Raw genomic sequence first — 24,071 nt, 5'->3', positions numbered from 1 at the left:
CGCCGGTCCCTTTGTGTACGGGGGGTAGTGTTGCGAAATCCTTTACCGCACCGCGGGGTGGGCCGGCCGTCCCCTCCCTCGCCCGAAGGCGGGGGAGGGGATCCGGGTCAGCGCGTCGCCTGGGCGAGCGTCGGCAGGTTGGCGTTGGAGGCGGCGTGCTCCGGGCCAGCCAGGTGCAGGGCCAGCGACGGCTGCTTCCAGTCGAAGCTGTCGAAGGCGCCGCAGTTGCCGCAGAGCCCCGCCCACGACGGGGTGACGGCGCCGCAGCTGGTGCAGGTCCAGGCCGGGTCGGCCGGGGCCGACGCCGCCTGGATCAGCCACGCGCGCGCCGCTTCCTCGTTGCCGTGCTCGGCACGCTCCAGGTCCGCCAGCAGCTGGTAGACGCGGCGGGACGGCTGCAGCTCCTGCGCCTTGGTCAGGTGGTTGCGCGCCTCGCCCCACAGTTGCGCGTCCAGCGCGGCGCGGGCCAGGGCCACATGGCTCTCAACGCTGTTGGGCGTGTGGGCGTGCAGCTTCTCGAACAGCTTCACACGGGCCAGCGGCTCGTAATTGTCGAGGATCTCGCGGTAGACCTCGGCCAGCTCCGGGTGCGGCTGCTGGCGCCACGCGCGCTCGACCACCTTGGAGGCCTTCTTGGGATGGCCGCCGCGCAGCTGCAGCCGCGCCACCCGCACCGACGCCGGCACGTAGGCCGGCGCCAGTTCGTACGCCGCCTGGGCGTGGTAGAGCGCCGAGTCGGCGCGGCCGCGCCGCTCCGCCTCGAAGCTGCGCTCCATCAGCAAGGCCGCGCGGTGGCGGCGCCCTTCCTCCTGCGGCACGGCGCCGGCCTGCACGGCCGCCTGCAGCGTGCCCTCCGCCGCCGCCCACTCGCCGGCGCGGGCCTCAAGGTCATAGAGGGTGGCAAGCAGCCACGGCGTGTTGGGCTGCAGCTGCTGGGCACGGCGGGCGAGCGCCAGCGCCTCCACCCGGTCGCCCTGCTTCAGCGCCTGCGTCAGCAGGCCGCGCAGGCCGAGGAAGGCGGTCTCCGGCCGTTCCAGCATGGCGTGGAAGTAGTGGCGGGCCGCCTTGTCGTCACCCATCAGCTGGGCCGCCTGGGCGGACAGCAGCATGGTCAGCGGCGGTTCGTTCAGCAGGCCGTCGGCCTTCTGCGCCATCTTCTTCGCCGTGGCGGCATCGCCCGCGGCGACCGCCACCATGCCCTGGGTCAGCGCCTTGTAGCCGCGCTCACGCCGGCGCGAGCGGCTGTAGCGGCGGAAAGACCCCGGCGCGTTGCGAATGCCGCGCCAGACCTTGTAGAGCACCACGACGACGCCCAGCACCACCAGCAGCCCCAGCACGAACATGGCGATGGAGGTGTTGACGGCATAGCCCAGCCACTCGAAGCTGACGTTGCCGGGGTTGTCGGCGAACCACAGCACGATCGCGATGACGACCGCGACCTTCGCCATGAACCATAGGGCGCGGATCATTGGCTGCCCTCCGGCTTGGCGCCGCCCGCTGCGGTGAGCGCCGCGATGGCGCGGCCGGTCAGCTGCTGCGAGGCCTGGTTGGCGGCAAGGCGCGCCCTGGCGTCGGCCAGCCAGCCGCCGGCGGCTTGCGCGGCCGGACCCTGCAGCTTCGACAGCTCCTCCACCGCGACGGCGAGGTTGCCCTGCTGCATCGCCGCCTCGGCGCGGGCCACGGTGGCCTGCGGCGTGTCGCCGACGATGCCGCCGCCCTGGCGGCGCACGGTCACCAGCGTGGACAGGGTGCCGGTCACCTGGTCGATCCAGTCGGACGCCTCGCCCTTCTGCGCCGCCTTGACGATGTCGTTGGCCAGCGGGTCGAAGCGTTCGGCCAGTTGCGCCTGGGTGGGAATGCCCTTGGGCGCATAGGGCGCAACGGCATCCAGCGAGGCCTTGACCTGCGCGTCACCGCCGGCCAGCGTCTGCACCGCCTGCAGCTCGCCCTGGAAGGGCTGGCTGCCGGCCAGCGCGCCGCGCAGCTGCCCGGCGGCCAGCACCAGCGCCTGTGCGTTGGCGGCGGCGTCGCGCCGGCCCTCCGCCTGCTTGGCGAGGCCGGCGACCTCCTGCTTCAGCGTGCTCACCTCCTGCGCGGCGGCGGCGTTGGCGCCCACCTTCTGCTCCAGTCCGGCGATGCGCTGGGCCAGCTGCTGCGCCTGCTGGGCAGCCTGCTCGCCGCCGGCGGCCTTCTGCTCCAGCGCCGCGAGGCGGTCGGTCAGGGCCTTCACCGCGTCGGTATTGTTGGCCACAGGGGCGGGCGCGCTGGCAACGCGCTGCTCCAGCGCCGTCACCTTGCCGGCCAGTGCCTGCAGGTCGGCCGAGGACGCGCCGTTGGCGGCGGTGCCGTTGGATGCCGCCGGGCGCTGCTCCAGCTTGGCCACGCGGTCGGTGATCTGCTGGATCTGCGCGCGCAACGCGCCGTCGTTGGCCGGGGCGGAAGCCGTCGGGGTGTTTCCGCCCATCACGGTGGGACCCCACCAGGGCTGGGTCAGCGCGGCGGCGCCCACCAGCAGGGCCAGCAGCGACACGGCGGTGGCGAAGCCGGCGCCGCCGGACGTCTTCTCCACCGGGCGCGGCGGCAGGCTGTAGGTGCGGGCGCGCTCGCGCTCCTCGGCTTCCGCGGTGGCGGGGATCTCGGGCGTGGCGGGCGGGGTGATGACCGGCGCCGGCTCCGACGGGGCGGCCGTGGTCTCGGCGGCGTCGGCGACCTTGCTGTCGGGCACCGTGCTGTCGATCACTTTGTCCTGGGCCAGCTTGTCTTCCGGCTTGTCGTCCGGCTTGTGATCGGGGGCCGGGGCGGTGCCGTGGCGGTCTTCGGCCGGGGTGGCGGCTTCCAGGTCGGCCTCGTCCAGGGTGATGCCGTGCTTGACGGCGGCGGCGCGCAGGTCGGCGTGGCGCGACAGCGGGATGGCCCCGCGCTTCTTCCAGCCCTGCACGGTGGTCACCGGCATGTCGAGCTTGTGGGCCATGGGGCGGATGCCGCCGAAGCGTTCGATGATGCGTTCGGTGGCGGTGCCGCTGGGCGAGTGGTCGGACGGGTTCTGGCCGTTCGGGTCCGCCTCGGGAGTGTCGGAGCCTGGACGAGGGGTCATGCGGGTGTGCCTTCTTGGTCGCCTTTTATCGTTCCGGCGCCGTCGGCGGGGGCTCGCCGTGGCGGCGGTGGGGAGCCCCGGTGCGTGCCGTTCAGGGCAGCAGGGCGAGCAGGCTGTCCTGCTCCGGCCGATCGGCCACTCGTACGTGTCGCCAGGGCACCGGACCCATGTCGGACGTACGGACGGCGTCCGCGACCGCGGGGCTGAGGCAGAGCGCGTCGACCGTACGCAGGCGGTCGAGCAGCCCGGCTTCGCGTACCAACCTAACAAACGAACGGGCCGTACGGGGAGAAAAAATCAGCACCGCGTCGATCTGACCTTCGGCGAGCCGGCGTGCCGTATCGCTCCCCAGAACGGTGGAGGGACGGGCCTCGTACATGGCCTCCCGCCGCACGGAAAAGCCTTTCTCCGCCAGCATTCCGCCCAGGTCGCCGGCGACCGTCGTACCTGCGACATGAAGCAGCAGGCCCCCCTGCGGGGCGCAGCGTTCGCCCACCAGCGCCGCCAAGGCGTACACGTCGCCGGACGCACTTTCCACGGATGCGAAACCGGCCTCGCGCGCGGCGCGCGCGGTGGCGTCGCCGACGGCGTATGCCGGACGGTCAGTACGCCCTGTACGTCTGGTGAAAGCCCGTACGCCGTTTGCGCTGGTGAACAGCAGCGCCTGTACGTCGTCAAGCTCAGGCTCCGGCCCGTCGAGCCAGACCATGTCCAGCATCGGCTCGACGGCCGGGGCGTGGCCCAGCGCGGCGAGGCGCCGGGCCAGCGGCTCGGCGTCCTCCGCCGGCCGCGTGATGAGCAGGCGCAGGGACGCCCCGCCCGTCACGGCAGGAAGAAGCCCGGCGGCAGCTGCGCCTTGACCTCCGCCCCGGCGTCGGCGCCCATCGCCGCGGCCTCTGCGGCGGTCCCGGCGCGGCGTGCCGTGAACACCTGCCGGCCGTCCGGCGACAGCACCTTGGCGTCCAGCGTCAGCGCATTCCCGTTCAGGCGCGCCATCGCCGCGATCGGCGTGCGGCAGGAACCGTCGAGCGCGGCCAGCAATGCCCGCTCCGCCGTCACGCGCACCGCCGTCTCGGCGCAGTTCAGCGGCGCCAGCAGCGCGCGGGTACGGTCGTCGCCAGAGCGGATCTCGATGCCGATGGCGCCCTGCGCCACGGCGGGCAGCATCACGTCGGGCTCCAGCACCGCGGTGATGCGCTCGGTCAGGCCCAGGCGACGAAGGCCGGCCAGCGCCAGCAGCGTGGCGTCCACCTCGCCGGCGTCCAGCTTGGCAAGGCGCGTCTGCACGTTGCCGCGCAGCGGCACCACCGTCAGGTCCGGCCGGCGCTCCAGGATCTGCGCCTGCCGGCGCAGGCCGGCGGTGCCGACCACGGACCCGGCGGGCAGGTCGTCCACCCCGTGGCCGGAGCGCGAGAAGAAGGCGTCGCGCACGTCCTCGCGCGGCAGCAGGGTGGAGATCTCCAGCCCGTCCGGCAGCCAGGTGGGCACGTCCTTCATGGAGTGGACGGCAAGGTCGGCGCGGCCGTCCAGCAGCGCCTCCTCCAGCTCCTTGGTGAACAGGCCCTTGCCGCCGGCCTCGGCCAGCGTGCGGTCGAGGATGCGGTCGCCCGTGGTCTTCAGGACCACGATCTCGATGGCGCCGGGGGTCGCCAGATGCGGGTGCGCCGCGGCGAGGCGGTCGCGGGTTTCGTGGGCCTGCGCCAGCGCCAACGGGCTGCCGCGCGTGCCGATGCGAAGCGGTGTCGTCATGGGCCGTTTCTATGCTCTTCGCCCCAGTTTGCAACCCCCAACCGTCCGCGCCTTGACCAAAGTCAGGCGTCGTGCACCTTTGCGCACGGCGGAACAAGGAGCGGACCATGGTTCTGGGGCATGCGGTGCAGGGCGGCGGGGCGGAGCCGGTGATCGTGCTGCACGAATGGCTGGGCGATGGTGCCAACTGGGACCTGATGCGTCCTTACCTGGACGGTGGGCGCTTCACCTGGGTCTTCGCCGATCTGCGCGGCTATGGCCGGTCCAAGGGCATGGAGGGCGCGCACACGGTGACGGAGGCCGCCGCCGACGCGCTGGCCCTGGCCGATGCGCTGGGTTTCCGGCGCTTCCACGTGGTCGGCCATTCCATGTCCGGCATGATCGGCCAGTACCTTGCGCTGACGGCGCCGGAGCGGGTGAAGTCCCTGGTCGCCGTCTGTCCGGTTCCGGCCTCCGGCTTCCCGGCCGACGCGGCGGCGAAGGCGCGCATGGCGGCGGTGCTGGATGATGACGAGGCGCTGCGCGCCGCCATCCGCCTGCGCACCGGCGACCGCTACACGGCCGGCTGGGTGGAGTTCAAGCTGGGCATCGCCCGGCGCGCGGCGACACCGGCCGCGCAGCGCGGCTATCTCGACATGTTCACCGGTACGGACTTTTCGGCCGCGGCGGCGGGGCTCGCCACGCCGATCCTGGCGCTGTTGGGGGCGCACGACCTGCCGCTCTACCAGGAAGCCTCGGTGCGCGAGCGCTTCGGCGCCCTGTACCCGAACCTGGAGGTGGCGGTGTGCCAGGAGGCCGGCCACTACCCCATGCTGGAATGCCCGCCGCTGACCGCCGCGCTGATCGAGCGGTTCGTCGCCGGCCTTGTGTGAGCGGTCGGGCGACCGCTCATAGGGGCGCATGGTGCTGTACTGCGCGTCTCATTGGTTGCGGTGTGTGGACGGCATGGAGAATATATGGACGCCCTTTCCCTTTCCTCTCCGCAAGAGATAGACGAAAAGTCCGGCAAGGCTGTGCCGTCGATACCTGGAGAAGTGTCAGTTGGCGTACGGACGATCGAGATCTGGGAAGTTCCTGGTTCCGGTGTTTCACTGGAGTCTGCTTGGCGAATCCCTTCACGGGCCGCCGAGATCCCGAAAAACCTCTGACATCACGCGGCTTCGCAGCAATCGGTAATTTGCTGTCGCCAGATGTTGCTGTCGTATGCGGAGGTGGAGAAACAAATTTCTAAGGAGTCGCAATCATGTTGCGTGCATCGCTCATCACAATGCTGGGCGCCCTGGCGATTCTGTCCTTCAGCCCGGGCACAACCCTTGCCGTGTCGCCGTCGGAGGAGGAGTGCGCGGGTGAGTTCGACCGCGACCGCGGCGAGGTGACCTGCGAAGAAAACGTCGGCAACAGCGAGAACAGCCAGACGAAGACCGACAGCGGCCAGGGCAACCTGACCAACGAGAAGAAGGTCACCTGTGAAGGGCCGGGTGGCAGCGGCGAAAACTCGGCCCACTGCAAGTAACGGGCAGATGACGGTCCCTTTGATCGCGCGACGGTGCCCGCCCCCGTTTCGCCCGGGGAAGGGGGCGGGTGTCAGCGCCGCTGCACCGTTCGTTGCGCCGTCACCACGATGCGGGCGCTGTCGACGCCCCAGCCGGCGTCCTCGAAGTCGCCGGCGACGCGGGTGGGGGTGAAGCCGGCCTCAGCCAGCATCAGTTCCAGCTCCCAGCGGAAGATCAGCCGCCAGTGGAAGGAGAAGTCGCAGATCGTCTGCTCCCCATCCGGCAGCAACTCGTCGTACCAGCCGTAGACGCGCTGGCGCTGCTGCTCGTCCAGGCGGGTGTTGCGCGAGTTCTTGACGTAGGGATTGCCGGTCAGCGGGTTGCGGCGCGCCTCCGACGGGACCGGCCGGTTGTCGGCCTCCAGCGCCAGCGTCAGTGGGTTCATCACGTCCAGCGCCAGCCGGCCGCCGGGCGCCAGATGCGCCGCCACGCCGGCCAGCGTCCGACGCTCCGCCTCGAAATCGGCGATCAGCATCAGCACGTTGAAGGGCAGCACCGCCAGCGCGAAGTCCCGCCGCGCCAGGGACAGCGCCGCCGCGTCCGCCTGCGCCACCTCGACCCGGTCGCGGATCTCCGCCGGCTCGGCGGCCAGCTTGGCGCGCAGCTGCTCCAGCATGGCGGGGGAGGCGTCGACCGCCGTCACTTTCAGCCCCATGCGGGCCAGCGGGATCGTCAGCCGGCCGGTGCCGCAGCCGATCTCCAGCACCGGGCCGCCGGTCTGCGCCGCCTGCTCCTTATAAAAGGCGACGTCGCCCAGGATGCCGATGCGCGCCAGCCGCGCCACGTCCTCCGCGCGCGCCTCGCCGATCTCCAGCGACGGGTAGTCGCCGTCGTAGTAGAGGATCGAGCCGTCGCGGTCGGGGACATCCCTGTTCATCGCATCTCCCTTGCGGCCCAAGAGTCTATACCGGCGCGACGCGACGGGCTAGTTTGGCGGCCATGATCATCCTTGGAATCGAAACCAGCTGCGACGAGACGGCCGCCGCCGTGGTCACCGACGCGCGCGAGATCCGCGCCGACGTCGTGCTTTCCCAGATCGCCGACCACACGCCCTACGGCGGCGTCGTGCCGGAGGTGGCGGCGCGCGCCCACCTGGAGCATCTGGACGGGCTGATCCGCCGCGCCATGGAGGACGCCGGCATTGGCTTCGCCGACCTGGACGCGGTGGCGGCGACCGGCGGCCCCGGACTGATCGGCGGCGTCATCGTCGGCGTCATGACCGCCAAGGCGATCGCCGCCGCGCGCAACCTGCCCTTCGTCGCCGTCAACCACCTGGAAGGGCACGCGCTGACCGCCCGGCTGACCGACGACGTGGCCTTTCCTTACCTGCTTCTGCTGGTGTCGGGCGGGCACTGCCAGTTGCTGGTGGTGGAAGGTGTGGGGAAGTACCGGCGCCTGGGCACCACCATCGACGACGCGGTGGGCGAGGCGTTCGACAAGACGGCCAAGCTGATCGGCCTCGGCTACCCCGGCGGCCCGCAGGTGGAAAAGGCGGCCGCCGCGGCCACCAACCCGGATCGGTTCGAGTTGCCGCGACCGATGGTCGGCCGGCCGGGCTGCGATTTTTCCTTCTCGGGGCTGAAGGCGGCGGTGCGCCGGCTGGTGGAGGACTTGCCCAAGCCGCTCTCGGAGGCCGATCAGGCGGACCTCGCCGCGGCGTTCCAGAACACCGTGGCTGCCGTGATGGCCGACCGCGTCAAGCGGGCCATCCGCGCCTTCAAGGAGGCGCACCCGGAAGGATCCACGCTGGTGGTGGCCGGCGGCGTGGCGGCGAACAAGGTGCTGCGCGCCCGGCTGGACGCGCTGGCGGCGAAGGAGGGGATGCGGTTCGTGGCGCCGCCCTTGCGGCTGTGCACGGACAACGCGGCGATGATCGCCTGGGCGGGGCTGGAACGGTTCCGGCTGGGCCAAAGCGACGGGCTGGACTTCGCGCCGCGCCCGCGCTGGCCGCTCGACCCCACCGCCAAGCCCGCCATCGGCCGGCCGGACGTGGGGTCGGGGGTAAAGGCGTAAGCGGTTGCTGGAAGGTCAGCGCAGTCCGAGGAAGGACAGGATTGCCAGGACGACCACGATGACGCCGATGATGTAGAAAATATTCATACTGCATCCTCCGGCTTGGCGGAGCGGCATTATTTCGCACGGCCGCCCCTCCACTTGATGGGAGACGGACCAGGAAACGGCCGCCAGCCGGCAAAGGTTCCGGCGGCAAAAGGGGATCGGCCCCGCGCACTTGCGGCTCGCCGCGCGCTGGCCTATCCATTTGCCCGTAACCAAGGCGGAGCGGGATTCATGAGCGGCACCTTCCAACGCATCGGCATCGTCGGCGGCGGCGCCTGGGGCACCGCGGTGGCGCTGGCGGCGTTGCGCGCCGGGCGCCGGGCGGTGCTGTGGGCGCGCGAGCCGGCGGTGGTCGAGGCCATTACGACCACCCGCGAGAACCGCGATTACCTGCCGGGCGTGCCGCTGCCGCCGGAGCTGGAGGCCAGCAGCGACTTGGCGGCGCTGGGCGACTGCGACGCGGTGCTGCTGGTCGCTCCGGCGCAGCATCTGCGCGGCGTCTGCACCCGCCTCGCCCCGCACCTGAAGCCCGGCGCGCCGGCGGTGATCTGCGCCAAGGGCATCGAGATCGAAACCCAGGACCTGATGAGTGATGCCGTGGCGGCGGCGCTGCCGGCCGGCACGCCGGTTGCCGTGCTGTCCGGCCCGACCTTCGCGGCGGAGGTGGCGCGCGGCCTGCCCACGGCGGTGACGCTGGCCTGCGCCGACACGGCGCTGGGCGCCCGGCTGGTCGATGCGCTGGGCAGCCGCACCTTCCGCCCGTACTGGAGCGACGATCTGGTCGGCGCGCAGGTCGGCGGGGCGGTGAAGAACGTGCTGGCCATCGCCTGCGGCGTGGTGGTGGGGCGCCGTCTGGGCGACAACGCGCGCGCTGCGCTGATCACCCGAGGCTTGGCCGAGATCACGCGCCTCGCCCTGCGCCTGGGCGGCCGGGCGGAGACGCTGATGGGCCTGTCGGGGCTGGGCGACCTGACGCTCACCTGCTCCAGCCTGCAGTCGCGCAACATGTCGCTGGGCGCGGCGCTGGGCGAGGGGCGCACGCTGGCCGACGTGCTGGGCGAGCGCCGCTCGGTGGCGGAGGGCGTCTACACCGCGCGCGCCGTGGTGGCCCTGGCCGCGCGCGTCGGCGTGGAGATGCCGATCTGCACGGCGGTGAACGCCATCCTCAACGAAGGGGCCGGCCTGGACGACACCATCCAGGCGCTGCTGGCCCGCCCGTTCCGCGAGGAGGGGCGGTGATGCGCGCGCTGGCACTCACCCTTCTTCTCCTGACCGCCGCCGTTCCGGCGCGCGCGGCGTGGGAGAACCCGGCGGAGCTGCCGGGGCTGGGCACGGTGGACCGCCGGGCACCCGTCGACGTCGGGCAGGACCCCTGGCGTTCGGTCGGCAAGGTGCAGACCAACCTGGGTGCCCGCTGCACCGGCGTGCTGGTCGGGCCGCGGCTGGTGCTGACGGCGGCGCACTGTCTGTTCAACCCGCGCACGCGGGCCATGCTGCCGACGTCGTCGCTGCACGTGCTGTTCGGCTACCACCACGGCGAATACCGCACCCACGCGACGGTTGAGCGCTACACCCACGATCCCGCCTTCGACGGGCGCAAGAACGTCGGCCATCTGCACGGCGACAACGCGCACGTCGACTGGGCGCTGCTGACGCTGGCCTCACAGCCGAAGGTGACGGAGCCGGTGCTGCCGCTGGCCGTCAAGCCGGCGCCGGCCGGCACGCCGCTGGCCCTGGGCGGCTTCAACCAGGACCGCTCGCACCAGCTGCTGGCCGACACCGCCTGCAAGGTGCTGGGCTGGGGGAACTTCCCGAACGGCGCGCCGATGATGCTCCACGACTGCTCCGCCACGCGCGGCACCAGCGGCGGCCCGATCCTGGCCAAGCGCGACGGACGGTGGGAGGTCATCGGCGTCAACGTCGGCGCCTCGCCCAAGGCCAACATAGCCGTGCCCGCCGCCACCTTCGCCGCCGAGGCGGCGAAGCCATAGGCTTGCCGAAGCATCCGCATGCGGATATGTTGGCGGCATCCTTACCCGATCGAGGAGTGCCGTTATGTCCGCCCCTGAGCGCCGCCCGTCGTCCCTGCTGGCGCTGCTGCCCGCCGTCGCCGTCCGCCTGCGCCTGTTCGGCCAGGGCGGCGAACCCGCGGGCCAGGCGGAGGCCAAACGCCGCACGGCCTGAACCGACGCCCCCGCAGAACGCCGTGCCTTTGGCCCGCGTCCCGTTCCTGAGCGTGTACCGGGGCCCTGTGCACCGGAGACGGTGAGCTTCCGGTGCGGTGGCGTTTGCGCTAGGGTCGTCGCGCCCATAGGCCCATGAGCCGACAAGAAGGAGGGGACACCGTGATCTTCATGTTCCACTGCAAGGACAAGCCCGGCTCGGCCGACGTGCGGGCGGCCAACCGCGCCGCGCACCTGGAGCACCTGGAGGGCTTCAAGGACCGCATCGTCGCCGGCGGCCCGCTGCTGAACGACGAGGGCACCGGCATGATCGGCAGCCTGCTGCTGGTCGAATGCGCCGACCGCGCCGACGCCGAGGCCTTCGCCGCCGCCGATCCCTACGCCAAGGCCGGCCTGTTCGAGTCCGTCGAGATCCGGCCGTGGCGCCGGGTGTTCCCGAAGGACTGAGGGGGTCCCGGCATGGCCCGCTGGCTCGTCAAGTCGGAACCCGTCAAGTACTCGTGGGACCGCATGGTCGCCGACGGCCGCACCCACTGGGACGGGGTGCGCAACCATCAGGCGTCGAACAACCTGAAGGCCATGAAGGCGGGCGACCGCGCCTTCTTCTATCACTCCAACGAAGGGCTGGAAGTGGTCGGCGTGGTGGAGGTGGTGAAGGAATATTACCCCGACCCCTCCGACGCCGGCGGTCGCTTCGGCATGGTCGACGTGGCGCCGGTGGTGCCGGTGAAGACGCCGGTCACGCTGAAGCAGATGAAGGCCGATCCGCTGCTGGAGAACATGGCGCTGGTCCGGCAGTCGCGCCTGTCGGTGTGCCCGGTGACCGACGCCGAGTGGGCCCGCGTGTGCGAGCTGGCCGGGATCGAGGCATAGAACGTCCCAAGGATCGTGGCGCCGGGCCGGCGGCAACGCGGCCCGGCGCCGGCCCCTTCGTCACTCCGCCGCTTCCGGCTCCATGATGGTGGCCTGGAAATCCAGCGCCGCCTGACGCATGCGGCGCGCCAGCGCGCGCACCTCGGCCGCCGCTTCGAGATAGCCGGCATCGCAACCGGCGGCGTCCTTGGGCAGGGCGCGGAAGGTGGCGTCGATCACCATCAGGTTGGTGCGGTTGCTCATCTGGCTGAGCCGCCCGACCACGTCCCCGCCACCCGACGCGCCGCCGCCTGACTTGCCGTCCGCATTGGTCGTGCTGGACATGGTTCCCCCGTGGTGCGCTGGAATTCTTACGTGTGGCAACCCTAGTGTCCACGCGGTTAAGGCGGGGTTAAGCACGTGCTGGCCGGCCGCATTGTCAGATGATGCGGCATTCCGCCGCACACGCGGCCCGTCCGCATGCGGCGCGCAAGATCCTGTCGCTGCAACGCAGCAAATCGAACGCTCTCAGCCGTTTGGGTGGGGGTTCCGGGTGCCTGTGTGACTTGTCGAGTTGCCGCCTTGTGTGGATAATGCCCGCCAAACGGGGTGGCGCCCGGCCGCCCCACAACGCCTCTCTAGGGCACGAACCAGAAGTTAGCGGGGGAATCGCAAAAAAATGACGGACAACACCTACTTTCCCGTGAAGCCCGAGGTTGCCAAGGCCGCCTGGGTGGACGAGGCCGCTTACGCTCGCATGTACGAGCAGTCGATCAAGGACCCCGAGGGCTTCTGGGCCGAACACGGCAAGCGCGTTGACTGGATCAAGCCGTACACCAAGGTCAAGGACGTCAGCTACACCGGCGACGTCCACATCAAGTGGTTCTACGACGGCACCCTGAACGTCTCCGCCAACTGCATCGATCGCCATCTGGCCAAGCGCGGCGACCAGACCGCCATCATCTTCGAAGGCGACGACCCCGGCGTCTCGAAGCACATCACCTACAAGGAACTGCACGAGCAGGTCTGCCGCCTCGCCAACGTCCTGAAGAAGAACGGCGTCAAGAAGGGCGACCGCGTCACCATCTACCTGCCGATGATCCCCGAGGCCGCCTACGCCATGCTGGCCTGCGCGCGCGTCGGCGCCGTCCACTCCATCGTGTTCGGCGGCTTCTCGCCGGACAGCCTGAAGGACCGCATCGTCGACTGCGACAGCCACTTCCTCATCACCTCGGACGAGGGCCTGCGCGGCGGCAAGAAGGTTCCGCTGAAGGCCAACGCCGACAAGGCCGTGGCCGCCGCGCCGATGGTCAAGAACGTTCTGGTGGTCAAGCACACCGGCGGCGACGTTGCCTGGACCGCCGGTCGCGACCTCTGGTACCACGAGGAGATGGCTTCGGTTTCCGCCGACTGCCCGCCGGAGGAGATGAGCGCCGAGGATCCGCTGTTCATCCTCTACACCTCGGGTTCGACCGGCAAGCCGAAGGGCGTGCTGCACACCACCGGCGGCTATCTGGTCTACGCGTCGATGACGCACCAGTACGTCTTCGACTACCATGACGGCGACGTCTACTGGTGCACGGCCGACGTGGGCTGGGTCACCGGCCACAGCTACATCGTCTACGGCCCGCTCGCCAACGGCGCCACCACGCTGATGTTCGAAGGCGTGCCGACCTACCCGGACGTCTCGCGCTTCTGGCAGGTGATCGACAAGCACAAGGTCAACATCTTCTACACCGCGCCGACCGCTATCCGTTCGCTGATGCGCGAGGGCGAGGGCCCGGTGAAGAAGACCTCGCGCGCCAGCCTGCGCGTCCTGGGTTCGGTCGGCGAGCCGATCAACCCCGAGGCGTGGCTGTGGTACTACAACGTGGTGGGCGACGGCCGCTGCCCGATCGTCGACACCTGGTGGCAGACGGAGACCGGCGGCATCCTGATCACTCCGCTGATCGGCGCCATCGGCCAGAAGCCGGGTTCGGCGACCAAGCCGTTCTTCGGCGTGAAGCCGATCGTCGTCGACAACGAAGGCCAGATCCTGGAAGGCGAGACCGAGGGCAACCTCTGCATCGCCGAATCCTGGCCGGGCCAGATGCGCACGGTGTTCGGCGACCACGAGCGCTTCGTGCAGACCTACTTCTCGACCTTCGCCGGCTACTACTTCACCGGTGACGGCTGCCGGCGCGATGCCGACGGTTACTACTGGATCACCGGCCGCGTCGACGACGTGATCAACGTGTCCGGCCACCGCATGGGCACGGCCGAGGTGGAGAGCGCGCTGGTGGCGCACCCGAAGGTGGCCGAGGCCGCCGTGGTGGGCTACCCGCACGACCTCAAGGGCCAGGGCATCTACGCCTACGTCACGCTCAACGCCGGCGAAAACCCGTCGGAAGAGCTGCGCAAGGAACTGGTGAACTGGGTCCGCAAGGAGATCGGCCCGATCGCCTCGCCGGACCTCATCCAGTGGGCGCCGGGCCTGCCGAAGACCCGTTCGGGCAAGATCATGCGCCGCATCCTGCGCAAGATCGCCGCGAACGAGCATGAAGCGCTGGGCGACACCTCGACGCTCGCCGACCCGACGGTCGTCACCGAGCTGGTCGAGAACCGCATGAACCGCAGCTGATCCTGCCGGTCAGGCGTGTAAGCTACGGACCAGGGGCCTTCGGGCCCCTGGTTTCGTTTCGGGGTGTATTCTCTCCCTCACTCGCCCTTCGTAGGGGGAAGTTACTCCTTCTTCTCTCCATCGCTCCTGCCGCTGAGCGGTTCGCCCTTCAGGCCCGTTTCGCCTTTGGATGCGTCCGGGATGGTGCCGGAGCGTCCTTCCTTGGCGGTCTCGATGGCGTTCAACTGCTTGTCGGTGCGGCGCTCGCCCATGGTGGGGTCCTGGGCGCCGGTGCTGCCCAGCCAGGATTCGCCCTGGATCGCCGGCTTCTCGCCCAGATCGCTTTTTCCGGGGGCGCTTTTGTCCTTCTCCTCGGCCAGCGCCGTGGCGGCCAGGGAACCCAGAACCACCGCGGCGGCGATCAGTCCGCCCTGCCAGACGTTGCGCATGCGCTCTCCCTCCTCATCCGACGTGTGGCGGAGGAACGCGGCGCACGGCACCGGCGTTCCCCGGCATCAGAAATCCACCTGGAACAGCGCCGGGGTGCGGCCGGCCACCGGCGGCGCCATGCGCGCGTCGAGTCGGCAGCGGTCGAGCGCCGCCGCCGGCAGCGGCTCGGCGTCCAGCGGGCCGAAGCCCACGGCGCAGCCGGACGTGGTGCGCAGGCAGTCCAGCGACAGGCGGACGGCGGGGACGGCGGCGGCCTCGATCCGCGCCGCGACGGCGCAGCCGCCCAGCACGAAGGCGCTCACCGTCAGGCCGGCGTCCACCTCCGCAGCCGGCACCGGCGACGGCGCCGCCAGGGTGATCAGCAGGAGCGCCAACGGGACGCGCATGCCCCCTCCTCAATAGGACACGGTGACGACGATGCTGTCGGTATAGCGGCCGGGGGCCGGGTACTGGCGGGCGAAGATCCGGCCGTAGACGTCGCTCTGCACCCAGGTGCCCAGCAGCGCCGTGCCGTAGGATACCGTCACCTGGGAACTGCTGCCGGCCTCGCCCCACACCTGGGTGCGGGCGGCGTCGCTGTAGAGGTTGTAGAGCAGCCGCTCGCCGTCCAGGCGCATCTCGCGCGGATTGGTGCTGCCGGAACTGCCGGCCGACAGGCCGATGTCGTAGCTGACCAGGACGGGCAGCACGCCGGTGCCGGCCAGCGAACAGCGGACGCGCACGGTCGCCACGTCGTCCAGCGGCGCCGCGGACAGCGGGTTGTAGTTGCCGAAGTTCAGGTTGCCGGTGTTGGCCGTGCAGACGCACAGCAGGCAGTCGGCCGCCGCCGGGACGGGGGAGAGGGCGGCCAATAGCAACAGCGTCAGCATCCTTAGGGCGTGCATGCGTGTTCCCCCACATCCGGCATCGGGTCGGGCATCGCCTGGTTCGGGTCGATGCGGCCCAGCGTCACCGTGCAGCGCAGCCCGTCCCATTCCACCGCCAGAATGGTCCCGGTTCGCGCGCCGGGCACGAAGACACGGCCCTCTTCCCCGGCGATCAGCGCGCCGTCCGGCTGGCGAGCCGCCAGACGCACGCCGGCCGGCAACGGCCGCCCGTCGGGCAGGCGGACGGTGACGAAGGCGCCGCCGCCGTCGCGCACGGCGAATTCCACCAGCGCCGTGCCGCGGTAGGCCGGCACCGCCATCACGTGGTCGCCCTGCACGGCGGCGGTCAGCGGCAGCTCGTCCACGTTGATGGAGATGCGGTTCTCCTGGTAGGGCAGCAGGTCGGCGACCAGCGCCGTCCCATCGGCATCCAGCGTGCCCGCCGGGCGGTTGTGCGCGTACACCGTCAGCCCCTCGCGGCCGGGGATGCGCACGATGGCGCGGCCGGCGCGGCTCTTGCGGGCGGCATACAGCCCGTCTTCCACCGCCACGAGGCTGCCGGCGGCACCCAAACGCGCGGCGCTGCCGCCCGGCGTGCGCTCGGCGTCCAGCGTGGCGCCGCCGCGCGTCCCGTCCCAGGTCAGCCCGGCGCGCATCCGGCGGTCGGCGCCGGCCTCCACGCTGGCGTGGGCGCCCAGGCCGTATCCGTCGGCCGGGCGGTGCTGCGCCGACGCCACGGTGGTGACGCCCTGCCGGGTGCGCCGCACCTCCGCCCCGGCCAGCGTGTCGGGGCCCAGCGGCACGGTGAGGAACAGCGCCAGCGTGGTGTCGCGCCCCTGCAGGTCGCGCAACGCCGTGGTGCTGAGGAAGGCGCCGTCGAACAGCGGCACGCCATAGGTGAGGGAGGCGACGCTCGATCGGTCCCCCGCCGCGAAGCGCACGGACGCCAGGGAGGCGGCGACGCTGCCCCACCCGTCACCCAAGCCCAGCGATGCGGTGGCGGCGATGCGCTGCACGATGGGATTCGCGGTGCTGCGGCCCAGCTGGGCGAAGTTCCGGCTGCTGCGCTCGAACCCCACGCTGGCGCTGAAGCGCCCGCGGACGTAGCGGTAGCTGCCCGCCGCCAGCCAGCCGGTCGCCCCCTTGCCCCAGCTGCCGGCACCCGACAGCTCCACCTCGCCCAGGGGTGCCACGGCGGCGGCGACGCTGGCCCCGGCGGTGCGCCAGCCGCGCGCCGCCTCGCCCGCCAGTTCCACCGTGGTGCCGCCGCCGGTGCCGTAGCGCCAGTGACCGGCCGCGAAGGGTTCGCCATAGGAAAAGCTGCGACGCGCGTAGTCCCGGCGCAGCAGGCCGGCCTGGAAGGCGAAGTCGCTGGCCCCGTCCGGCAGCACGCGGGGCGAGACCAGGAAGGGGGCGGACACCGCCGTCTGCCGTCCCAGCGCGTCGCGTACGATGACCTGCGCCTCGCCCGCCCCGGTGATCAGCGGCACGCCGTCCAGCGCGAAGGGGCCGGGCTCCACCCGCGTGCGGTAGCGCAGCACGTTGTCGACATAGACCTCCACCGTCGACGGCAGCTCGGCCCGGCCCTGCAGCAGCGGGCCGGCGAAGCGCACGGCGTTGGGCTGCAGGCTGTAGTCGCGACCGACCTGCACGCCGCCGAAGCGCGCCGGGCGGCCCCACGACGGGGGCCGGGCGATGGCGTCGCCAACGACCCACCGTGTCGGCCCGTCCGGATCGTCGTGCACGAAGGCGCTCTCCAGCCGCACCGGCGCCCGGCCGGAGCGGTAGAGTGCCGACGTCGACAGCACACCCCAATCGCCGGACACCCCGGCGTCGAACAAGCCACCCAGCGTGCGCGTGCCGCGGTAAGCCTCGGCCACCACGTCGTAGTCGAGGAAGGCGGAGAACACCTGCCGGCTCAGCACCGGCGCACCGCCGGTGGCCGCCACCCGGCGGCGCTCCAGCCCGTCGTCGGTGACGTCCAGCAGCAGGCGCTGCCCCGGCCGGTCGATGCGCGCCGTCACGCCCGACGCACCGCTCAGCACCGCATAGGCCTTGCCCTGCCGCTCCGCACGGGCCAGCCGGGCGGTGTCCAGGCGCAGGTCGCCCAGTTCGTGCAGGGGTGCCAGAATCCGGCCGCCGTCCTCCTCGACGAGGAGGACGGCGCCGGTGTCGTAGCCGTTGAGGACCACGGCAAGGAGTTGCTCTTCCGCCGCGGCCGGGTGTGCGGATGCCAGGAAGGCCAGCGCGGCCACCCCGCTCAGAAGGGGGATCGCGCTGCACCGTCCGGCGCGCCGTCTTCGGGCGCGCTCAGCGGATGGGCACCGTCTCCCGGCTGGGTCCATGGCTGGTCTGCGCCTCGATGTCGATGGTCCGGGTGGATCCCGGAACGCGGTTGGCCTGCACCACGAAACGGCGGGTGGCGCCCGGCAGGACGTAGCCGCCCAGCCCCTCCAGCGGGCGCGGCGGCGCCCCGGCGGAAGCGACGGACAGGGCATGGATGCGCGCGTGCGCGGTGCCGGTGTTGCGCGCCTCCAGCACCAGGGCACCGCCCTCGCGCCGCGCCGCCCAGCCCAGCGCCGGGGCGGCGCCGCCGGCCGTGTTGACGAACACCGGCACGCCGACGCGCAGCAGCGTGCGCACCGCCTCGCCGCGGTGGGCCGCCGGCTCCGGCAGTTCCTGGAGGAAGATCCGGTAGGCGCCCTCGACGCCGCCGGCCGTGCGCCCGCCCGCCGTGTGTTCAACGAGGCCGACGCGCACCACCTGCTCGGCGCCCGGCGGCAGTTCGAACACCGGCGGCGAGGCCAGCACGGCGCGCGTCGGCTGGTAGGCATCGGCGCCGCCGTCCTGTGCCCAGGCGGCGGTGCGCACCTCCACCGTCATGCGCTCGGCCCCGGTGTTGCGCACCTTCATGGTGGCCGATGGACGCTCGGCCGCCAGGTCGATGCGCACGGGGTAGAGTTCCATCGACCCGGCCAGCGCGGGTGCTGCGTTGAAGAAGGCGACCAGGAGCGCAAAAGCCGTCATTCGCCGACGCATGCCCGCCTCCCTCAATAGGTCACGGTGACTTGGACGGTGTCGGTGTAGGCGCCGGCCGGCACGCTCTGTCCCGTGGGGATGCGGCCGTAGACGGTCAGCGTCTGGGCGGCACCGTTGCCGGTGCCGGCGACCGGCGCCGCGGCGTTCCACACGGTGGTCCGGCCGGAGTCCGAATAGAGCTCGTAGGCGAGGTAGTTGGACCCGTTCGCCATGCGCCGCGTGCTGCCCGACGCGTTGGCGCCGTCGTTCAGCGCCACGGAATAGCTGGTGCCGTTGCCGCAGGTGACGGTGACGGTGGTGGTCTGGTCGGTGTTGCCGGTGCCCGTGTAGCTTCCGAAGGCGAGGTTGGACGCCGACACGCTGCACGTCGCCACCACGGTGGCGGAAACGGTGAAGGTGGTGCTGGTGTTGGCCGCCCCGGCCGGCACGGCGGCCAGCCCGGCGAGACACGCCATACAGACGGATAAGGACGCTTTCCTCATCGCTCAGCCCCGCTCGCAATGGAGATGTCAGGCTCGTAACCACCAATGTGAGCGAAGGTGCCGCGGAAGATAACCCGAGAGATCGGAGTAGTGCCGTTAACAATGGGCAACCCCTTAGGCGCGCAGCCCCTTTTACCGAGGGCGTATGACCGGCGAGGGTTGCCGCTTTTCCGTGCGATCGCCGCTCAGCAACTGTTGTGGCCGAAAGCATACGGGGGCGTGCGATGCGTATCCATCACATCAATTGCGGCACCATGTGTCCGGTCGGCGGCCGGCTGTTCGATGGCTACAGCCATGGCCTGACGGCGCACCTCGTGTGCCACTGCCTGCTGATCGAGACGGCGCGGGGGTTGGTCCTGGTCGACACCGGATTCGGCCTGCGCGATGTCCACCGGCCGCGCCCGCGCCTCAGCCCGTTCTTCCGGGCGCTGAACAACATCCAGCTGCGCGAGGAGGACACGGCGCGCCGGGCCGTCGAACGCCTGGGCTTCAAGGCCGAGGACGTGCGGCACATCGTCGTCACCCACCTGGACTTCGACCACGCCGGCGGCATCGAGGATTTCCCCAACGCCACGGTGCACCTCTATGCCCGCGAATTGCAGGCCGCGCGCGACGAGCGCACAGGCTTCATCGCCCGCAACCGCTATCGCCCCCGGCAGTGGGACGAGGGGGTGCGCTGGCATACCTACGAACCGGGCGGGGAGCCGTGGTTCGGCTTCGCCGCGGTGCGCGACCTGGAAGGGCTGCCGCCGGAGATCCTGCTGGTGCCGCTGGTCGGCCACACCTGGGGCCACTGCGGGGTGGCGGTGCAGGACGCCGGGGGCTGGCTGCTGCTGGCCGGTGACGCCTACTTCTTCCACGGCGAGATGGACCCGGCCCGCCCGCACTGCCCGCCGGGTCTGCGCGCCTACCAGCGGATGATGGAGGTGGACCGCGCCGCCCGCCTCGCCAACCAGGACCGCCTGCGCGACCTCGTCCGCCAGCACGCGGGCGCGGTGCGCGTGGTGTGCTCACACGACAAGGTGGAGCTGGAGCGGTGCGGCTGACCTATCGCAACGCCGCCACGTCGCACCAGGACTGGCGGCGTTCGCCGTGGTAGCGGCGGGCGAGGCCGGCGGTGAGCAGCGCCTCGGCCACGTCGGCGCCGGCGGCGGTGAGCACGCGGGCGCGCACGCGGCCGCCGTATTTGTCGTTCTGCACGTCCAGCAGGGTCACCCGGCCGTCGGCGACCAGGGCGCGCAGACGCTCGTGCGCGGCCTCGGCCAGCTGCTTTTCCTGCGGGCACTGGGCGCGCCGCTCCGGCGTGTCGATGCCCTCCAGACGCACGCGTGTCTCCACCGAATGGCCCAGCCAGACGGTGGCGCGCACCGCCAGCGTGTCGCCGTCCACCACCTCCAGCACGTCCGCCGGGATCGGGCCGGGCAGCACGGGGCGCTCGGCCAGGGCCGGCGCGGAGGCGATCATCACGACAGCGGCAAGCAGGGCCTTGGCAGGCAGGATGGGGCGCACGCGGGTCCCTCCACGCGGCGGGCAACAGCCCGGTTCACGCTTGGGATCCTATCCCTGCAACGGGAACGCATCAAGTAAGAAATAGGTAAAAGGTCCTGCATGCGTATGTGTGCAGGGCCTATGGTCCTATCAAAAGTCGGTGCAGCGGCCCTTGTTCTCCCAGTCGCCGAAGCGCGTCGGCTCGGGACCCTGCGGGCCGCCGATCTCGCCGGGCATCTGCTCCGGCCCCTTCAGGCCGGGCTGGGGCTCGGCCTTGCCGGTCTTGCGGTCTTCCGTCTCGGGAAGGATCTTCGTCTCGCTCATGGGTGCGTCCTCACGCCAGCGCAAGCGGCGCCGTGTCCTCTTGAACGGCGCGCGCGGGCAAGCCCATATCACCACCGATGCCCGGCGGGAAGCCCCGTCGGGGCACCCCACTCGGATGAACACGGGCTATGACCAGCTATCTGAAGACCTCCATCCTGCTTGCCGGGCTCACCGCGCTGTTCGCCGGCATGGGCTACCTGCTGGGTGGGCAGGGCGGCATGATGATCGCCTTCCTGATGGCGCTGGGCATGAACGTCTTCGCCTACTGGAACTCCGGCAACATGGTGCTGTCCATGTACGGCGCCCAGGAGGTGGACGCTTACACCGCGCCCGACTACTACGGCATCGTCCAGCAGCTGGCGCAACGCGCCGGCCTGCCCATGCCGCGCGTCTACGTCATCCAATCCGACCAGCCCAACGCCTTCGCCACCGGCCGCAACCCGGAGAACGCGGCGGTCGCCGCCACCACCGGCCTCTTGAACATGCTGAGTGCCGAGGAGGTCGCCGGCGTCATGGCGCACGAGTTGGCGCATGTGAAGAACCGCGACACGCTGATCATGACGATCACCGCCACGGTGGCCGGCGCCATCTCCATGCTTGCCAACTTCGGCATGTTCTTCGGCGGTTCGCACGGCTCCAACGAGGAAGGGCGGGGCGGCAGCCCGCTGGGCTGGGTGGGCGCGCTGCTGGTGGCGATCGTGGCGCCGATGGCGGCCATGGTCGTGCAGATGGCCATCAGCCGCACCCGCGAGTACGAGGCCGACCGCATCGGCGCCGAGATCTGCGGCCAGCCGCTGTGGCTGGCCAGCGCCTTGGAGCGCATCCACCAGGGCGTTGCCCACTACCGCGACCCGCAGGCCGAGGCGCACCCGGCCACCGCGCACCTGTTCATCGTCAACCCCCTGCACGGCGGCGGCATGGACAACCTGTTCTCCACGCACCCGAACGTGGAGAACCGCGTGGCGGCACTCCAGCAAATGGCCGGTTACGGCGGCTATGGCGGCGGCTACCACCAGCCGCCGGCCAGCCCGTGGGGCGCCCCGCCGCGCGGTCCCTGGAACTGAGGGGCTCCGCGTCCAACCGTCGCCCCTCCCGGCGGTTGCAGCAGCGGACGGTTGCGACTACGCTCGCGTCTCCCGCCGGAAGGGGCGTATTGGGGGTCGAATGAGCGAGAACGCGAAGTACCGTCTGGTCACCCGGTCCGATTTCGACGGGCTGGTCTGCGCCGTGCTGCTGAAGGAACTGGACCTCGTGGACGACATCAAGTTCGTCCACCCGAAGGACATGCAGGACGGCAAGGTGGAGATCACCGGCCGCGACATCACCACCAACCTGCCCTACGTGGAAGGTGCGCACCTCGTCTTCGACCACCATTTGTCGGAAACGATCCGCGTCGGCAAGAAGCCCAACCACATCATCCATCCCGACGCACCGTCCGCGGCGCGCGTGGTCTACGACCACTTCGGCGGCGCGGCGCGCTTCCCGCGCGTGTCGGACGAGATGATGCGCGCCGTCGACCAGGCGGACAGCGCCCAGTACGGCCGCGACGACATCCTGGAACCGACCGGCTGGACGCTGCTGAACTTCCTGATGGACGCGCGCACGGGGCTGGGCCGCTTCCGCGACTTCCGCGTGTCGAACTACCAGCTGATGATGGAGCTGATCGACTACTGCCGGCAGCACACTATCGACCAGATCCTGGCGCTCCCCGACGTGAAGGAACGCGTCGACCTCTACATGCAGCACCGCGAGCCGTTCGTGGACCAGCTGAAGCGCTGCGCCACCGTGCACGGCAACGTCGTGGTGCTGGACCTGCGCAACGAGGAGACGATCTTCGCCGGCAACCGCTTCATGATCTACGCGCTGTTCCCGGAGACGAACGTGTCCATCCACGTTCTGTGGGGGCTGAAGCAGCAGAACACGGTGCTGGCCTGCGGCAAGTCGATCCTGAACCGCTCCTCCAAGACCAACATCGGCGCGCTCATGCTGGAACACGGCGGCGGCGGCCACCACGCCGCCGGCACCTGCCAAGTCGACAACGACAAGGCGGAGGCGGTGCTGGCCGGCATCGTGGCGCGGATGCGGGCGGACGGGTAAGCGTTCCGGCGTTGGGTTTTCGCTGCGCTCAACCCAACCTACAGGGGGCACGTCCCCGTAGGTTGGGTTGAGGCCGAAGCCGAAAACCCAACGTTCACCGCGTCAGCTCTGCGGTGCCGGCCAGGGCACCTCGATGAAGAAGTGGTCGAGGTAGCGTTCCACGCGCATCTCGATCACCACATCCGGCTTCTCCTGCAGGATGACGGCCGGGTTGACGGCGCCGCGGTCGAAGACGGCTTCGCGGAAGTGCTGGGCCAGGAACGGCACCATCGCGTCCATGAAGGAATCGTGGAACACCACCGCCTTGGGCAGGCGCCCGTCGTCGCGGCGGGTGCGGTAGAGCTGGCCGATCTGCATCGGCGGACAGGCGCTGGCCTGCACCGTCAGCAGCGCCGCCCCGGTGGCGCAGCGCGCCGGGAACTCCTCCGTCCCGAACAGGCGCGGGGCCGCGTTCTCGATCAGCGGGACGGAGGCGATGGCGGACATGTCGCCGTAGTAGGGGCCGCGCACCTCCTTCAGCCGGGCACGCTCGATGGGTCCCACGCCGGGCAGCAGGGCGGCCAGACGCTCGGCCAGCACGCGGTAGCCGACGAAGGCGCCGGTGGGCGACCAGTGGGTGTCCGTCTTGAAGTAGATCTGCGACTCCGTACGCGCCGCGCGCAGGGCCGGCGTCAGGTCGATCGGCAGACCGGGGTCGAGGTGCGCCAGCGCCTGCTCCAGCCGCGTCGGGCCGGCGCGGTGCGCCGGCACCCCGTCGGGCAGAAGGTCGGGGTAGACCGTCTGCTTGTTGGGGGCGACGGCCGCGACGTAGCGGATGCCGCGCCGCTCCATCTCCGCCGCGCGGGCGCGCAGGATGGTCCGCCAGCGCTCCAGCGTCGCGGCGTCGACGCGCAGCTGGCCCATGGCGTCGTCGATGCCCGGCCCGTCCTTGGCCTTCTCCGAGCGGTAGAAGAACCAGCCGTCCTTGCCCTGCAGGACCGACGGCACCAGCGCGCCGAAGGCCGTCCAGCGCACCTGGTTGTAGGCGTCGCGCAGGCGCTGGCGCCAGGCGAACTGTTCCTCGAAGCGCTTGTCGATGTCGGCGAAGGGGCGCAGGCGGCCATTGTCCAGCACCACGTCCGGCACGATGGCATGCTGGCGCGCCATGGGCAGCCACAGCCCGCCCAGGAAGACGGCGGCGAGCGCGGCGGCGAAGACCTTGCGTGTCATAGGGGGACGGGGCAGGGGCGCGGCCATG

Annotated in this window: 27 protein-coding genes; 12 read left to right on the top strand and 15 right to left on the bottom strand. The window is 71.0% G+C overall.

The window, feature by feature from the left end; translation table 11 throughout:
- Positions 1-107: 107 nt before the first annotated feature.
- From VED21_RS34775 to hemC, 4 genes are all read right to left on the bottom strand, one after another.
- Positions 108-1,469, bottom strand: coding sequence for a heme biosynthesis protein HemY (locus tag VED21_RS34775; protein ID WP_324890500.1), 1,362 nt, complete (start codon positions 1,467-1,469; stop codon positions 108-110).
- Complete coding sequence (locus tag VED21_RS34770; RefSeq protein ID WP_324890499.1) at positions 1,466-3,094, bottom strand: COG4223 family protein; 1,629 nt, start codon at positions 3,092-3,094, stop codon at positions 1,466-1,468. The genes VED21_RS34775 and VED21_RS34770 overlap by 4 nt, the downstream gene beginning before the upstream one ends.
- 91 nt (positions 3,095-3,185) lie before the next feature.
- Positions 3,186-3,920: a uroporphyrinogen-III synthase gene (locus tag VED21_RS34765; protein WP_324890498.1), complete on the bottom strand. Its 735-nt coding sequence runs from the start codon at positions 3,918-3,920 to the stop codon at positions 3,186-3,188.
- The gene (gene hemC, locus VED21_RS34760; protein WP_324890497.1) at positions 3,917-4,843 is read right to left on the bottom strand and encodes a hydroxymethylbilane synthase; all 927 of its coding nucleotides are present in this window, start codon (positions 4,841-4,843) and stop codon (positions 3,917-3,919) included. The genes VED21_RS34765 and hemC overlap by 4 nt, the downstream gene beginning before the upstream one ends.
- A 107-nt stretch (positions 4,844-4,950) precedes the next feature.
- Between hemC and VED21_RS34755 the strand changes: the two genes are divergently transcribed.
- Both VED21_RS34755 and VED21_RS34750 read left to right on the top strand, forming a co-directional pair.
- Positions 4,951-5,715 (top strand): alpha/beta hydrolase, encoded by a 765-nt coding sequence (locus VED21_RS34755; RefSeq protein ID WP_324890496.1) that lies wholly within the window; start codon positions 4,951-4,953, stop codon positions 5,713-5,715.
- 371 nt (positions 5,716-6,086) lie between these two features.
- A complete protein-coding gene (locus VED21_RS34750) occupies positions 6,087-6,356 on the top strand; it encodes a hypothetical protein (protein WP_324890495.1) in 270 nt (89 codons plus the stop codon).
- A gap of 71 nt (positions 6,357-6,427) precedes the next feature.
- Here the strand turns inward: VED21_RS34750 and VED21_RS34745 are convergent, their stop codons facing one another.
- Positions 6,428-7,273: a class I SAM-dependent methyltransferase gene (locus tag VED21_RS34745; protein ID WP_324890494.1), complete on the bottom strand. Its 846-nt coding sequence runs from the start codon at positions 7,271-7,273 to the stop codon at positions 6,428-6,430.
- A gap of 62 nt (positions 7,274-7,335) precedes the next feature.
- Between VED21_RS34745 and tsaD the strand changes: the two genes are divergently transcribed.
- The 6 genes from tsaD (at position 7,336) to VED21_RS34715 (ending at position 11,510) form a co-directional block, all read left to right on the top strand.
- Positions 7,336-8,409 (top strand): tRNA (adenosine(37)-N6)-threonylcarbamoyltransferase complex transferase subunit TsaD, encoded by a 1,074-nt coding sequence (tsaD, locus tag VED21_RS34740; protein ID WP_324890493.1) that lies wholly within the window; start codon positions 7,336-7,338, stop codon positions 8,407-8,409.
- Between the two features lie 276 nt (positions 8,410-8,685).
- Entirely contained in the window at positions 8,686-9,693 is a 1,008-nt protein-coding gene (locus VED21_RS34735; RefSeq protein ID WP_324890492.1) for an NAD(P)H-dependent glycerol-3-phosphate dehydrogenase, read from the top strand.
- Positions 9,693-10,445 (top strand): trypsin-like serine peptidase, encoded by a 753-nt coding sequence (locus tag VED21_RS34730; RefSeq protein WP_324890491.1) that lies wholly within the window; start codon positions 9,693-9,695, stop codon positions 10,443-10,445. The genes VED21_RS34735 and VED21_RS34730 overlap by 1 nt, the downstream gene beginning before the upstream one ends.
- Positions 10,446-10,509: 64 nt before the next feature.
- Positions 10,510-10,638: a hypothetical protein gene (locus VED21_RS34725; RefSeq protein ID WP_324890490.1), complete on the top strand. Its 129-nt coding sequence runs from the start codon at positions 10,510-10,512 to the stop codon at positions 10,636-10,638.
- A 161-nt stretch (positions 10,639-10,799) separates the two neighbouring features.
- The gene (locus VED21_RS34720) at positions 10,800-11,084 is read left to right on the top strand and encodes a YciI family protein (protein ID WP_324890489.1); all 285 of its coding nucleotides are present in this window, start codon (positions 10,800-10,802) and stop codon (positions 11,082-11,084) included.
- Positions 11,085-11,096: 12 nt separating this feature from the next.
- Complete coding sequence (locus tag VED21_RS34715; RefSeq protein WP_324890488.1) at positions 11,097-11,510, top strand: EVE domain-containing protein; 414 nt, start codon at positions 11,097-11,099, stop codon at positions 11,508-11,510.
- A gap of 60 nt (positions 11,511-11,570) precedes the next feature.
- Here the strand turns inward: VED21_RS34715 and VED21_RS34710 are convergent, their stop codons facing one another.
- Complete coding sequence (locus tag VED21_RS34710; protein ID WP_324890487.1) at positions 11,571-11,834, bottom strand: hypothetical protein; 264 nt, start codon at positions 11,832-11,834, stop codon at positions 11,571-11,573.
- Positions 11,835-12,168: 334 nt separating this feature from the next.
- Here VED21_RS34710 and acs point away from each other — a divergent pair, with 334 nt between their 5' ends.
- The gene (acs, locus tag VED21_RS34705; RefSeq protein ID WP_324890486.1) at positions 12,169-14,109 is read left to right on the top strand and encodes an acetate--CoA ligase; all 1,941 of its coding nucleotides are present in this window, start codon (positions 12,169-12,171) and stop codon (positions 14,107-14,109) included.
- A 101-nt stretch (positions 14,110-14,210) separates the two neighbouring features.
- On the opposite strand, the gene VED21_RS34700 is transcribed toward acs, so the two are convergent.
- The 6 genes from VED21_RS34700 to VED21_RS34675 all read right to left on the bottom strand — a co-directional run bounded on the left by VED21_RS34700 (position 14,211) and on the right by VED21_RS34675 (position 18,898).
- Positions 14,211-14,537, bottom strand: coding sequence for a hypothetical protein (locus tag VED21_RS34700; RefSeq protein ID WP_324890485.1), 327 nt, complete (start codon positions 14,535-14,537; stop codon positions 14,211-14,213).
- Positions 14,538-14,603: 66 nt separating this feature from the next.
- The gene (locus VED21_RS34695; RefSeq protein WP_324890484.1) at positions 14,604-14,924 is read right to left on the bottom strand and encodes a hypothetical protein; all 321 of its coding nucleotides are present in this window, start codon (positions 14,922-14,924) and stop codon (positions 14,604-14,606) included.
- Positions 14,925-14,933: 9 nt separating this feature from the next.
- Complete coding sequence (locus VED21_RS34690; RefSeq protein WP_324890483.1) at positions 14,934-15,422, bottom strand: spore coat U domain-containing protein; 489 nt, start codon at positions 15,420-15,422, stop codon at positions 14,934-14,936.
- Complete coding sequence (locus tag VED21_RS34685) at positions 15,410-17,659, bottom strand: fimbria/pilus outer membrane usher protein (protein WP_324890482.1); 2,250 nt, start codon at positions 17,657-17,659, stop codon at positions 15,410-15,412. The genes VED21_RS34690 and VED21_RS34685 overlap by 13 nt, the downstream gene beginning before the upstream one ends.
- Before the next feature lie 55 nt (positions 17,660-17,714).
- A complete protein-coding gene (locus VED21_RS34680; protein WP_324890481.1) occupies positions 17,715-18,443 on the bottom strand; it encodes a fimbrial biogenesis chaperone in 729 nt (242 codons plus the stop codon).
- Positions 18,444-18,454: 11 nt separating this feature from the next.
- Positions 18,455-18,898 carry a spore coat U domain-containing protein gene (locus VED21_RS34675; RefSeq protein WP_324890480.1) on the bottom strand — a complete coding sequence of 148 codons (444 nt, stop codon included), beginning with the start codon at positions 18,896-18,898 and terminating at the stop codon, positions 18,455-18,457.
- Between the two features lie 251 nt (positions 18,899-19,149).
- Here VED21_RS34675 and VED21_RS34670 point away from each other — a divergent pair, with 251 nt between their 5' ends.
- Entirely contained in the window at positions 19,150-19,971 is an 822-nt protein-coding gene (locus VED21_RS34670; RefSeq protein ID WP_324890479.1) for an MBL fold metallo-hydrolase, read from the top strand.
- Between the two features lies 1 nt (position 19,972).
- Here the strand turns inward: VED21_RS34670 and VED21_RS34665 are convergent, their stop codons facing one another.
- Together VED21_RS34665 and VED21_RS34660 are read right to left on the bottom strand one after the other, a co-directional pair.
- Entirely contained in the window at positions 19,973-20,434 is a 462-nt protein-coding gene (locus VED21_RS34665; protein WP_324890478.1) for a thermonuclease family protein, read from the bottom strand.
- A 129-nt stretch (positions 20,435-20,563) separates the two neighbouring features.
- Positions 20,564-20,737, bottom strand: a complete 174-nt coding sequence (locus VED21_RS34660; protein ID WP_324890477.1) for a succinate dehydrogenase assembly factor 4 — start codon at positions 20,735-20,737, stop codon at positions 20,564-20,566.
- A gap of 128 nt (positions 20,738-20,865) precedes the next feature.
- Here VED21_RS34660 and htpX point away from each other — a divergent pair, with 128 nt between their 5' ends.
- Together htpX and VED21_RS34650 are read left to right on the top strand one after the other, a co-directional pair.
- Positions 20,866-21,801 (top strand): zinc metalloprotease HtpX, encoded by a 936-nt coding sequence (gene htpX / locus VED21_RS34655; RefSeq protein WP_324890476.1) that lies wholly within the window; start codon positions 20,866-20,868, stop codon positions 21,799-21,801.
- Between the two features lie 100 nt (positions 21,802-21,901).
- Entirely contained in the window at positions 21,902-22,834 is a 933-nt protein-coding gene (locus VED21_RS34650) for an exopolyphosphatase (RefSeq protein ID WP_324890475.1), read from the top strand.
- A gap of 102 nt (positions 22,835-22,936) precedes the next feature.
- Here VED21_RS34650 and VED21_RS34645 read toward each other — a convergent pair whose 3' ends face one another.
- On the bottom strand, positions 22,937-24,043 hold the full coding sequence (locus tag VED21_RS34645) for an alginate O-acetyltransferase AlgX-related protein (RefSeq protein WP_324890474.1): 1,107 nt from the start codon (positions 24,041-24,043) through the stop codon (positions 22,937-22,939).
- Positions 24,044-24,071: the final 28 nt, after the last annotated feature.

The sequence above is a fragment of the Azospirillum sp. genome, from assembly GCF_035627195.1.
Taxonomy (GTDB): Bacteria; Pseudomonadota; Alphaproteobacteria; order Azospirillales; family Azospirillaceae; genus Azospirillum.
The sequence above is the reverse complement of the archived record's forward strand: the minus strand, read 5'-3'. Positions and strand labels throughout refer to the sequence as shown.